Below are 13,394 nucleotides of genomic sequence, written 5' to 3'. Positions count from 1 at the left end.
ATAGGTGACTTTAATTTTTCTTAGTATTTCTTATTTTAACACAGTTTAAAAATTTTGCGACACAAAATTTTTACTGTCCTCTGTCCTCTAAAAAATGCTTCGCATTTTTTTATAGTGCGATAGCCCCATAAAATAAGGGGATGATATAATGTCAATTGGTGATTTTATAAGAGTAGCAGCTGCTTGTCCCATAACAAATGTAGCTGACATAGAATTTAATTTATTAAATATTAAAGATTGTATAGACCAATCTGTTTCTAAGAACTCAAAACTTATTGTTTTTCCTGAATTATGTATAACCTCCTATACTTGTGCCGATTTATTTGAGCAAAAACTATTGCTCGATAACTCCTTAGCTGCTTTAGAGGAACTATGTAAATATTCAAAGGAAAAAGACATACTTATAGCCGTAGGAGCTCCTCTTACATATAATTATTGTTTATATAATTGTGCATTTATAATTTTTGAGGGACAAATTCTTGGAATAGTTCCTAAAAGTTTTATACCAAATTACACAGAATTTTACGAAAAAAGATGGTTTACTGAAGGCATTGGTATTATAGATAAAAAAGTAGATCTGTTTTTCCAGAAGGATATTCCTTTTGGAACTAATTTGATATTTACTGCTGGAAACTTTAGGTTTGGCTTTGAAATCTGTGAAGATTTGTGGGTTGTTATTCCACCAAGCAGCTACTTATCCTTAACAGGAGCCAACATTATTGGTAATTTATCTGCATCAAATGAAATAGTAAGTAAATCAGAATACAGAAAAGAACTTGTTCGATCTCAAAGTGGTAGATGCATTAGTTCTTATATTTATGCGTCAAGTGGAGTATTTGAATCTTCAACGGATTTAGTTTTTAGTGGTGATTTACTTATAGGTGAAAATGGAACTCTTTTAAACTATAATAATAGATTTCAAAGAGAAAATCAGATTATAACCTCTATAGTAGATGTCAATAAACTAAATAATGAAAGATTAAGAAATGTAAGCTTTAGAGATAGTTCTAAACTAATACCATTTAAAGTTCTTGATATAAAGTTTGACTTCAAAAATACTGATTATGTTGTTTTTGATAGATATGTTGATAAACACCCATTTGTTCCTTCAAATGAAGCACAAAGAGAAATACGTTGTAGAGAAATTTTTAATATACAAACTTCAGCCTTAGCCAAAAGAATAACCCATACCGGACTTAAAAAAGCTGTTATTGGTATCTCTGGTGGACTTGACTCTACTTTAGCTCTTTTAGTTATAGTAAAAACCTTTAAGTTGCTTAATATTTCAAATGAAAACATAGTAACCGTAACTATGCCTGGTTTTGGTACCACTGATAGAACCTACAACAATGCTGTTAACTTATGTAAAAATCTTGGTACAGATTTTAGGGAGATAAATATAGTACCCGCTTGTCTTCAGCATTTTAATGATATAGATCACCCCGTTGAGAAACATGATGTCACCTATGAAAATGTGCAAGCAAGAGAAAGAACTCAAATACTTATGGATATAGCTAACAAAGAAGGCGGACTCTTAATAGGCACTGGTGATCTATCTGAACTAGCATTAGGTTGGGCTACTTACAATGGTGATCACATGTCTATGTATGGTGTAAACTGCTCTATCCCTAAGACATTAGTTAGGTATTTAGTTAAATATGTAGCCCAAAAAGAAATGGAAGGGGAAGTCTCAAGTATACTAATGGATATTCTAGATACCCCTGTAAGTCCTGAACTTCTACCTAAAGATGCAAATGGTAATATAGCACAAAAAACAGAAGACATAGTTGGCCCTTATGAGCTCCATGATTTCTTCTTATATAATTTTATAAGGTATGGTTCTACCCCTGAACGAATACTATTTCTAGCTAAACATGCATTTGAAAATTATTATGATGAAGAAACTTTAAAAAAATGGTTAAATATATTTATAAAGAGATTTTTCACTCAACAGTTTAAGCGTTCTGCACTACCTGATGGTCCAAAGGTTGGTACAGTAAGTCTCTCTCCTAGGGGGGATTGGCGAATGCCATCAGATGCAAGCTATAAGCTTTGGCAAAATAGATTCTAAAAAGGAAACACTTAAGGCATATTGTACAAACAATATGTCTTAAGTGTTTCCTCTAGTTACTCTAAGCATAAATTTTAGCATTGTGCTTTTGGGACTTTTCTTCTAGACTTAAAATCAAATATTATAAATATAATGACTGGTATAATAAAGAAGTTAATGAGACACATATAAGAATAAAAATTTATATATTTAAATAAGTTTAACAAATCATTAGTAATACATAAGACACCTATATAAATCACTCCTGATATTGTATAAGGTAAAACTTTTACATTCCACATCCTTTTGATATTAAATTCCTTCAATATAAGAAATATGGCTAAGAACGTCGCCATATACTTTGCGAACCAACCAGTTAGTACTTGAAATATTACATAAAATTCCCCACTAGCAATAAATCCGAAATAGGATATTAATTGTGTTTGTATAAGCTTAGGATAAATTATAGCATTAGCTCTTTCAACATCAAAGGTTGTCAAAATTCCATTAGTAGATATTACAATCATCTGTGCAACAAAAATAAGAGAAAAAGTTGAACATCGTCGTATTTTTTCTTTTTCTTTAATCTCTCCTAAGTAAGGCATCACTGTATATACTGCTGAATAAAGGCCTAAAGCTTTTATAATTCCCATTAAAAATTTGATATTTACTCCATTTTCAAAAATCGGAAAAAGCCTATTGTATTCTTTAAAAGGATAAGTTAACATATATAAGTTTGTTCCATTAATTATAGAAATAGTCATATTGGCTATTAGAACTAACATAATAGCATTTTTACCTTTTATCATAACATATAATCCTGGCAAAACAATAAAGAGTGCAATATACCAATTAGGGCTTTCTATAAATAAATTTGTATGTACAACATTAGTTTCAAGCGAAGCACTTCCAAACAGAGATAAAAATAATGTTAGTAGAAAAAATATAAACAATATATTTCCTATAATTTTTCCGAAAACAGATGTATAAATTTCATATAAACTAAAGGAATTATTTTTTACACAAACCTTACATATATAATTAAAATATATAATTATAATTATTCCAGCTATTATAGTGCAAATCCAACTATCCTTTCCAGCTTCCCTCATGAATATTTGAGGATAAGTTTTAAGTGCTGGTATTGCTGTCGCGCATATTATAAAAAACAAATGCTTAAAATTAAGTTTATCCATCTGTCATTCTCCATTTCCCATTGCAAATATTCCCATAGAAATATTATTTGCTAAAGAATGAATGTTATCCTCAAAAAAACAAATAATAAAAACGGTGATGTTTATGGATGAATATTTACAATACATATATTCAAAATTAGGGTCTAATTCAGACTTTAAGAATAGGACATTAAAATGTAATCTTGGTACCATTAATCTACTCTTTATAGATAATCTTTGTGATTCTAAATTTATAAGCGAATATATAATTACTCCTTTTATATTAAACGATAATGTACAATCGAATATAGAAAGTATAAAAAAGGATGTAATTTTCAGTAATTCAATTGGAGATATTAAAACTAAGGAAGAGGCAGTCATTCACATCTTATCTGGAGATGTAGTAATAATCTTTGATTTTATACCTTCAGTAATATATTGTGAAGCTAAGGGATTTAGTAAAAGAAGTATAACTTCTCCAATAACAGAAACAGTGTTAAAAGGTCCAAGAGAAGGTTTCAACGAAGCAATAATGGATAATATATCCTTAATACGCAGAAAAATTAAAAATCCAGATTTAAAAGTTGAAACTCAGATTTTAGGGGATAAGTCTAATACCACTGTGGCTTTATTATATATTGAAAAGGTCGCTCCATATAATCTTGTGAATTATGTGAAAGGAAAGCTTCAAAATATTTCTCTAGATTTTTTACTTGATATAAATTACATTCAAGAACAATTTCAATGTAAACATACGTTTTTCGATACCATTGGATATACCGAGAAGCCTGATATAGCTTCCTCTAAAATACTAGAGGGAAGAATAGCAATTTTAGTAGATGGAACTCCATTTGCTCTAACTGCCCCATATTTTTTTATTGAAAACTTTCAAATGGCTGATGATTATTATCTAAATAAATATTACTCAAATTTCAGCCGAGTTGTAAGGATAGTTGCATTTATAATATCCTTATCATTGCCAGGCATATACGTAGCTCTAACTACTTATCATTTTTCTCTGATTCCATTAGAATTTATATTTAGACTTGCAGCTTCTAGAGCAGATGTTCCTCTTCCTCTAACAGTTGAAGTATTACTTATGACTTTTTTCTTTGTGCTTTTAAGAGAAGCTGGTATAAGGTTACCTCAACCAATTGGTCAGGCAATGAGCATAGTTGGTGCTTTAATATTAGGTGATGCAGCAGTTGGTGCAGGTCTAGCTTCACAAAGCACTGTTATAATTGTTGCTCTCTCAGCTATAACTTCATTTTTAGTTCCAAAGCTTAATACCACAATGATTTTATGGGAACTTATTATCATACTTTTGTCATCATTACTTGGACTTATGGGTTTTTTTACTTCACTATATCTATTCTGTGCTCACCTTGGCTCCTTAAATTCTTGTGGTTATCCTTACTTTATGCCGCTTACTACATCCGAACAATTGGACTATAAGGATTTAGTTGCCAGAGATAATCTAAATGTTATATCTCAAAATATCTTACACGTAGATAAGGATGAAAAGTAATGAAAAAAATTATCATATATTTTATTATTCTAAGCACTAGCTTACTTACTGGCTGTTTCAATTATAAAGACATAGATAAAATAATATTTACAACTTCAGTAATAGTTGATGTAGATGAAGATGGAATGCCCATAGTATATGAAGAAGCCTTCAAACCTGCAAGAGGCGGAAATGGTTCCTCTGGAAAAGGTTCAAGGATATTATTTAAAGGAACTGGAAAAACTCTATTTGAAACTTTTAGAGATATAAATTTATCTTCAAGTTACAAAATTAATTATACACAGTGTAGAGGAATAATATTTACATCAAAAGCTGCTGAAAAAGGCTTAGACAACTTTATTGATGTATTTGATAGGGGTCAAGAATTTGTAATAAGATCTGATATTGTAATTTATAGAGGAGATCCTGAAAAGTTAATTAAGACTAAATTAAAGGAACAGGATTATATAGGATTATTCATTCATGATCTTATTTATAATACCGTAGCGTCTTCAAAGGGAACAATACTAAGCCTAAACGATTTTTTAAATAAAAGTTATTCAAAAAATAATGCTTGTGTTATCCCAATGATAGAATTAAAGAAAGATCAATTAGAAGATAAAGTTTCCATAGGTGATGGTGCCATAATTAAAGATTACAAAATGGTAGGTCAATTAAGGGCAGTTGAAACTGAGAGCTATAATTTTATTGTAGACAGGATCAAAGGCGGTACTCTGGAAATTCCAAATCCCAATTGTCCTAGTAAATTCGTAACTTTAGAAATTTTAAAAAGCAAAACGGATACTAAAGTATACTATGATGGCAAAACAGTCCATGTAAAAAAAATAATAAACACAAAAACCAGCATAACTGAAGCTCAAAAAGCTTTATCATTTGATGCAAAAACACTTAACCAATTGTCAAAAAACGCAGAAGCAAACATAAAAAAGTTTTGTATCCAATTATTTGAAGAGAATAAAAAGATGGGATTAGATATATTTGATATAGGTGACAGTTTCAATAAAGCATATCCTAGAGAAAAAATTGAAGGTAATATAATCTATAAGACTGAATTAGAAATTGATTCACATGTGTTTATAGAAGGTTCCTCAGATATATCTAGCTTTAAATAAAAGGTTGCTGCACTTATACAGTGCAACAACTCTTTTTACAACCTTAGATTTAATAATCTATGTTTTATTTGTATATGTCAACTAAAAGGCCGGATATATCATCAATGGTTGCTGCTACACCTAAATTTTCTTTTTGATCACTTAAAAGCATTTGTGTAAGTTCCTCAAGCTTTTGGTCAATAGTATCTACCGTTATAAAGTATTGTGTTTGCCAGAAACTTATATCTTTTTTCACTCTATACATATAACCTAGTACAGATTCAAGATATTCTTTTATCATTCTTTTGTAAGCTCTCACATCTGCATAGCATTTAGTTATTGAAAGCCTATTGCCCTTTTTCTTTATATCGTCAAACATCTCTTTAAGCTGCTGTTCTGACCTCTGCTCCATTTGGGAATTGAAGCTTTGAGAAAAATCCTTTTTAACTGTTATGGATTTTTTTTCAGTAGGAACATTGGCTGCTCTTCCTACCCTCGATATTTCCATATTTTTACCTCCATAGTTTTGTTATTAATATCTATATTGAACATCACTTAAACCTTATAAATATTATACATAATATTTTATCAAATTTCACAAATAATTTTTTATATTTAAATAAAAAGCTTTTCTCCAAGATCATATATTAAATTTTTTAAAAGTATTTTTTCTCTCCACCTTTGTGGTATGGCCTCTATTCCATAATATACTCCCGCTAACCCACCAGTTATAGCTCCAATAGTATCAGAATCACCATAAAGATTAACAGCTTCACATATAGCATCCTCTGGATTTGATGTATTTGCAAAACACCATAGAGCACATATTAAGCTATCTACTACATATCCTGAAGGATTGAGTTCTCTTTTCGATGTAAGTAATATTTCTTCATATTCGTCATAAGCTTTTACTACACTTTCTATTGTAGATATTTTTTCTTTACCCCTTAAGTAATCGTAAACAATTGTATTATAAATTTCACAGGCTCTTTCTGCCTTTTTATCAAAATGAGTAAGCCTAGATTGCTCTTTTGTTATCTTTATCATTTTTTCAAAATTATCGTAGTAGAGGGCTACTGGCAGACATCTCATTAAAGTTCCATTTCCTGCACTTTGCCCTGCAAGCTGGTCATGAGCATAAGCTGCTGCTCTTCTCCAGTCACCATGAATCTTATATCCTTCAATAGCTGCCTTTACAGTATTTCCAATATCTTTTGGATTACTTCTATACCAATTTAAAAACTTTTTCCCTATACTTTTTATAGGATCATCTGGATTTTCTAATATTCCTTCTGCTACTGCTATTGTCATCATTGTATCATCTGTAACTTCACCAGGTTCTAAATTCCAAACTCCTCCTCCAATTATATCCTTTAGATATCCATACTCTTCTTTTCCTTCCTTTTTAGAATAAAACTCCAAAGTGCCTCCAAGTGCATCTCCACAAGCTACTCCAAATAGACCGCCAAGTATTCTATCAAGCTTTTTCATCTGTAATCCCCTCCCTTTTAACTAAATTTATCTTATATCCTTACTTATACTAACAAAATATTCAAATTATTCTTTAAATATATTATAGTCTTTCACTTATTATAAGGTGAGTAAAAAGTGAAAAAATGAATATACTGAAGAATAAAAAAATAATTTCTTCAGTATATTTATGAACTTTTCTAATTTCTAGCTCATTTATAAGCTTCTATTTCCTCTATGTAATGTTCAGCAGCATATTTTATATATTCTTTTTCCTCTTCTGAAAGTTCACGAATAACTTTAGCTGGTGAACCCATACATAAAACTCCATCAGGCATTTTCTTATTAGGTGGTACAAGGCTTCCTGCGCCAATTAATGATCCTTCTCCTATTTGTGCGCCATCTAATATGATTGACCCCATACCTATTAAGGAGCCATTTCCAATTTTGCATCCATGCAATACCACATTATGTCCAATAGTCACATAATCACCTACTTCTGTAGGTTCACCATTAGTGCTCCCATGTACAGTACAGTTATCCTGGATATTTGAACCTTTTCCTATATAAATTGCATTTTCATCTCCTCTGAGAACTGCTCCAAACCATATGCTTACCTTCTCTTCTAAAGTAACCTTTCCAATAACTTCAGCAGTATCTGCTATGAAACAACTCTCATGAATCTTAGGAGCTCTATCTTTAAATTTTCTAATCATTCAATTCTCCTCCTAAATTTAGATTATATGTAATGAAATTAATATTTTTTTAATTTTATCATATATTATAGATTATAACTAATTCTAAAATATAGTTAAATAATATGTCCTAAATTCTCAGGTAGCATAAAACTCAAATATACACTAAATCAGTGTATATTTGAGTTTTATAGAAGTAATCATAAAATTTGCTTCTTTATGCAAAATAGTTTTCCTTGAATTATATATATATGTATTCTATAATAATATAGTCACTACATATAGTGGTCATTTTTTCTTCTTCATACTATATGTAGTGCATTGTGCAAATAATTACCTAAATTCAAACACTATACTATTTTTCTAAGGAGGTAACTTTTATTGGATTCTATAAAAGATTTATTTAAAAGATATTATACTAAAAAATTGGATAAAGATAAAACCGTATTTGACCTGTTTAGTTGGAAAAAGGTCGATGTATTTTTAAAAGATCATAAAACCGGCAAAGTATTAGTTGATATGAAAGATTTAGAGTTTCCTGAACATTATTCTCAAACTGCCTGTGATATTATTGCTTCAAAGTATTTTAGAAAAGCAGGAATACCAAATGAAACCGGTTATGAAAACAGTATGAAAGCCGTAGCACACAGGATGGTTAACTTTTGGGTTGAGGCTTTAAAAGATGAAGGAATTATAAAAACTGATGAGGAATCCTCCATTTTTTATGATGAATGCATATATGGTCTATTGAATCAAATGTATGCTCCTAATTCTCCCCAATGGTTTAATACAGGATTGGCTCAATCCTATAATATAAAAGGTAGTAAGCAATCGAACTATTATTTTGATGAAGAAGAAAGCAAGGTTGTTGAAAGTGCAGATAACTATTCCAGAACTCAAGCATCAGCTTGTTTTATACTTTCTATAGAAGATAAACTTTTGGGCCCTCACTCTATATCTGAACAATATGTTACAGAAACTAAACTCTTTAAGGGTGGTTCCGGAACAGGTACTAACTTTTCATCCATACGTGCAAAAGGAGAAAAACTCTCCGGCGGTGGTGCCTCTTCAGGACTTATGAGCTTTTTAAAGGGATTGGATAGAAATGCCGGTGCAATAAAATCTGGCGGAACTACTAGAAGAGCAGCCAAAATGGTCTGTCTTGACGTAGATCATCCTGAAATCATAGAATTCATAACCTGGAAAGCGAAAGAAGAAAATAAAGTAAGATCTCTAGGTAAAATGGGATATGACATAGATATAGATGGTGAAGCTTACGAAACAGTTTCAGGGCAAAATAGTAACAATTCTATAAGATTTTCTGACTATTTTATGGAAAAAGTTGATAATTTATCAAAAGACCAAGATTCTACTATAGAACTTAAAGGTAGAGTAGATCCTAAGTTAAACAAATTAAAAAAGGTTTCAGAAATTTGGGAAGCATTTAATTCTTCTGCTTGGCAATGTGCAGATCCTGCTCCTCAATTTAGCGATACCTTTAATGCATGGCATACATGTCCTGCTGGTGAAGATGGAATTTTAAATGCCCCTTATAATAAAATTAATTCCACAAATCCTTGTGGTGAATATGCATTTTTAGATGATTCCTCTTGTAATCTGGCATCTATAAATATATATAGATTCTATGACATAAATACTAATAAGTTTGATTTAGATGGCTACCTACATATAATAGGACTTACTCAACTAATACTTGAAGCATCAATACATTGGGGCCAGTATCCTACTGAGGATATCGCAAGAAAAACTTATATGTTTAGACCAACAGGTCTTGGAATATCCAACATAGCATCACTATTTATGGTGATGGGCTATCCTTATGATTCAAAAGAGTCTAGAACATTAGCCTCATCATTAATTGGTATATTAACAGGTTATTCCTACTATATATCTTCTTTAATCTCTAAAGATATAGGACCTTTTGAAAAATTCGAAATTAATAAACCCTATATGATGAGAGTTATTAGAAACCATGCTAAAGCTGCTGGAGTAGACTCTAATCTTTTGAGTGAACAAGATATAAACATAGAATTTAGTGATAACTTTGAAGATTTAAACTATACTCCTTTAAAAGTAAATCACGGAATATTAGAAAAAGAGGGACTAAAATCTATTGGTTTCACTCTTAAAAATTGCTGGATTAAAGCACTAGACTTGGGTTATAAATTCGGATATAGAAATGCACAAGTTTCAGTTATAGCTCCTACTGGCACTATCTCTTTTGCTATGGATTGTGGTGCTACCTCCATAGAACCATTTTTTAGCCATATAGTTTATAAAAAACTTTCTGGTGGAGGATTCCTAACAATAATAAATCCAGTTATAACAACGGCATTAAAGAAATTAGGTTATACTAAAGAGCAAATTGAAGACATTCTAGATTATGTAGTACAGAAAGAAACTGTAACCGAGAATGGCTATACTTATGAAAAAATATTAGATGGTAAAATTGAAGGTGCTCCTCATTTGATGGATGAACATTTACCTATATTTGATACTTCTAATCGCTGCGGAAGTGGGGAAAGATACATAGCTCCAATGGGCCATGTAATGATGGTATCTTGTATAACTCCACTTATATCTGGTGCTGTATCTAAAACTGTAAATTTACCGAAAACGGCTACTATAGAAGATTTCAAAAATGTTATTCTATCTTCATGGAAGCTTGGTGTTAAAGGGATTGCTCTATATAGAGATTCCTCGAAAGCATCTCAACCATTAAATACAAGTTTAGCAGATAATGCAGATTCTAAACTAGAGAATCTAACTTATAAACAGCTTCTTGAAAAAACTAAAGAACTTCAAAAGGGAATAAAATACTCAAGACGTGATAAGCCGGTTGGCATACGTCGAGGCACCACTCACCCAGCTCAGATTGATGATGTTAAAATATACACAACTGTTAATAGACGTGAGAATGGTGAAATTTCCGAGATATATATAACTACTGATAGAGAAGGAACTATAATTACAGGGCTTTTAAATTCATTATCAAAATCAATTTCCGTAATGCTCCAGTATCACGTACCGCCTCAGGATATAGCAAGAATGCTTAAAGGTCAAAAGTATGAACCTTATGGATTTGTTCAGAAACACCCTTATATAAAATATGTAACCTCTATATCTGATTTAATAAGTAAGGTAATTGATATAGAACTCGGAGATTTTTCTAGATGTCAGGTTAAGCCAGAAAATTATGATGAAGATAATTTATCTAGTAATTTTGGAACTGCCGCTGATATGTCAAAGACATCTGAAAATGGCTTTAAGACAAAAAAGATAGATGGTGAACGTTTATATGGTTTTACCTGTTCTAACTGTGCAAGTACTAGGATGGTTAGAAATGGAACCTGCATGGTATGTCTTGATTGCGGTTCAACTACGGGCTGCAGCTAAACTGTGTTAATATTTCTCTACTTTAATAAAGTCCAAGTACAACTTTTAGGGTTATCAGAAAAAGAAGATTTATTCATTAATACTCAAATATAAATAGGTTTTAGGTACTTGAGCTGAGTACTTAAAGCTTATTTTTTCTGCTAAAATAAATCTTGTTAGAAACAAGAATTTTAAGATTAAACACTTTTTAGCAAAGAAATAACGTTATACTATCACTTATGATATAATTATTTTCTAAAGCATTTAGTTAACAACAGCTATCTGTTGTAAAACCTTAAGCTAATTTTATAGTTTTTTAAAAAGGGAGGCGATTTATTGCAGTATGTATATGATATACTAATGCAATATGTAAATAGAGCTACATTACTACTAATATGTTTATTTATCATAACCAGAGTACAAAGTTTTAGAGAAATTTTCCTAAAAGAGAATTATAAGAAAAAAGATTATGCAATTCTTTGTACAGTATTTTCTTTATTCGCTGTAATGGCAACTTATACAGGGCTAAACGTAGAAGGCTCACTGGTAAATGTCAGAACAATTACTATCGTATCTGGAGGCGTGCTATTTGGTCCATTAGTAGGAATAGTAACAGGTGTTGTATCCGGGCTTCATAGATACTTAATAGATATCCATGGGATAACTTCAATGCCTTGTCTTATAAGTAGTATAGCTGCAGGATTAATATCTGGATATATTAACAAAAAGGTAAAAAAGAAATACAAGTGGTTAGCTGGCATTGCCACTGGTATGTTTAGTGAAGCAATTACAATGACGCTTATACTTATACTAAGTAAACCATATTCTCTAGGGGCTGACATTGTATCTAAAATTGCTATTCCAATGATAGCTGGTCAGGTTAGCGTAGGATTTATTGTTTTATTAGTTCAAAGTGTAGAAGATGATAGAGAGAAAATAGCTGCTAGTCAGGCAAAGCTGGCCCTTGAAATTGCAAACAAAACTCTTCCATATTTCAGAAATATAAATAGTGATTCCTTAAATAAGATATGCAATATTATAAAAGAAGATATTAAGGCGGATGCAGTAGCTATAACTGATAGAATAAATATATTGGCTTATGTTGGAGTTGGACAAGAATATTATAATATGGGTCATGTGGCAATAAGCGATGTAACCAAAGAGGCCATAGATAGTGAAGAAATAATCATAAAAAATAACGGCTTAGATAACAGAAGTGAAATGATAAGGTCCGCTATTATAATACCGCTTAAAGAAAGAAGCGAAGTAATAGGATCTCTAAAAATATATTATGTAAAAGCTTACAGGATAACTTATTCACTGCAAAGCCTTGCAGTAGGGCTTTCTCAAATCATATCCACTTTAATGGAAGTATCAAAAATTGAACAAATAAAGGAAATGGCAAACAAAGCAGAGATTAAAGCGTTACAGACACAAATTAATCCCCATTTCCTATTTAATGCTTTAAATGCAATAGCTTCATCTATAAGAATAGACCCTAATAAAGCAAGAGAGCTTATAATAAACTTATCTAGTTATTTAAGATTTAACATAGAACTAAATGATGAATTTATAGATATCAAAAAGGAACTTAAGCAGGTTAAAGACTATATAGAAATAGAAAAGGCTAGATTTGGAGATAAATTAAACATAATTTATGATATTGATGCTGTAGATGTCAAGATACCAAGTCTTACAATACAACCTCTCGTTGAAAATGCCATAATACATGGTATCTTAAAAGATAAAGGAAAAGGAACTGTAAGTATTAGTGTAAAAGACCAAGGAGAAAAGGTTAAAATATCTATAGTTGATAGTGGTATCGGTATAAGTGAAGAAGTGATAGAACGAGTTTATAACGATAACGTTCCTGAAAATAAAATTGGTCTCTATAATGTACATTTAAGACTTAAAATTATTTATGGAAAAGGCCTTAAAATAAAGAGATTAGAAAAAGGAACTAAAATAGAATTTTACATAAAGAGGTGA

General features: G+C 30.8%; 9 protein-coding genes. 5 read left to right on the top strand and 4 right to left on the bottom strand.

The window, feature by feature from the left end; genetic code table 11:
• The first annotated feature begins 148 nt into the window (after positions 1-148).
• Entirely contained in the window at positions 149-2,071 is a 1,923-nt protein-coding gene (locus tag I6U48_RS21735; protein ID WP_218322585.1) for an NAD(+) synthase, read from the top strand.
• A gap of 74 nt (positions 2,072-2,145) precedes the next feature.
• Here the strand turns inward: I6U48_RS21735 and I6U48_RS21730 are convergent, their stop codons facing one another.
• Positions 2,146-3,246 (bottom strand): endospore germination permease, encoded by a 1,101-nt coding sequence (locus I6U48_RS21730; RefSeq protein WP_218322584.1) that lies wholly within the window; start codon positions 3,244-3,246, stop codon positions 2,146-2,148.
• A gap of 103 nt (positions 3,247-3,349) precedes the next feature.
• On the opposite strand from I6U48_RS21730, the gene I6U48_RS21725 reads away from it, so the two are divergent.
• Positions 3,350-4,753, top strand: coding sequence for a spore germination protein (locus I6U48_RS21725; protein ID WP_218322583.1), 1,404 nt, complete (start codon positions 3,350-3,352; stop codon positions 4,751-4,753).
• On the top strand, positions 4,753-5,865 hold the full coding sequence (locus I6U48_RS21720; RefSeq protein ID WP_218322582.1) for a Ger(x)C family spore germination protein: 1,113 nt from the start codon (positions 4,753-4,755) through the stop codon (positions 5,863-5,865). The genes I6U48_RS21725 and I6U48_RS21720 overlap by 1 nt, the downstream gene beginning before the upstream one ends.
• Positions 5,866-5,929: 64 nt before the next feature.
• On the opposite strand, the gene I6U48_RS21715 is transcribed toward I6U48_RS21720, so the two are convergent.
• The 3 genes from I6U48_RS21715 to I6U48_RS21705 form a co-directional block, all read right to left on the bottom strand.
• Positions 5,930-6,352, bottom strand: coding sequence for a YaaR family protein (locus tag I6U48_RS21715; RefSeq protein ID WP_218322581.1), 423 nt, complete (start codon positions 6,350-6,352; stop codon positions 5,930-5,932).
• A gap of 107 nt (positions 6,353-6,459) precedes the next feature.
• A complete protein-coding gene (locus tag I6U48_RS21710; RefSeq protein WP_218322580.1) occupies positions 6,460-7,335 on the bottom strand; it encodes an ADP-ribosylglycohydrolase family protein in 876 nt (291 codons plus the stop codon).
• A gap of 191 nt (positions 7,336-7,526) precedes the next feature.
• Positions 7,527-8,030 carry a gamma carbonic anhydrase family protein gene (locus I6U48_RS21705; RefSeq protein WP_218322579.1) on the bottom strand — a complete coding sequence of 168 codons (504 nt, stop codon included), beginning with the start codon at positions 8,028-8,030 and terminating at the stop codon, positions 7,527-7,529.
• 360 nt (positions 8,031-8,390) lie between these two features.
• On the opposite strand from I6U48_RS21705, the gene I6U48_RS21700 reads away from it, so the two are divergent.
• Both I6U48_RS21700 and I6U48_RS21695 read left to right on the top strand, forming a co-directional pair.
• Positions 8,391-11,426, top strand: coding sequence for a vitamin B12-dependent ribonucleotide reductase (locus I6U48_RS21700; RefSeq protein ID WP_218322578.1), 3,036 nt, complete (start codon positions 8,391-8,393; stop codon positions 11,424-11,426).
• Between the two features lie 315 nt (positions 11,427-11,741).
• A complete protein-coding gene (locus I6U48_RS21695; RefSeq protein WP_218322577.1) occupies positions 11,742-13,394 on the top strand; it encodes a LytS/YhcK type 5TM receptor domain-containing protein in 1,653 nt (550 codons plus the stop codon).

It is taken from the genome of Clostridium thailandense (genome assembly GCF_019207025.1).
GTDB lineage: Bacteria > Bacillota > Clostridia > Clostridiales > Clostridiaceae > Clostridium_AM > Clostridium_AM thailandense.
This window is presented reverse-complemented; position numbering and strand designations above follow the sequence as displayed.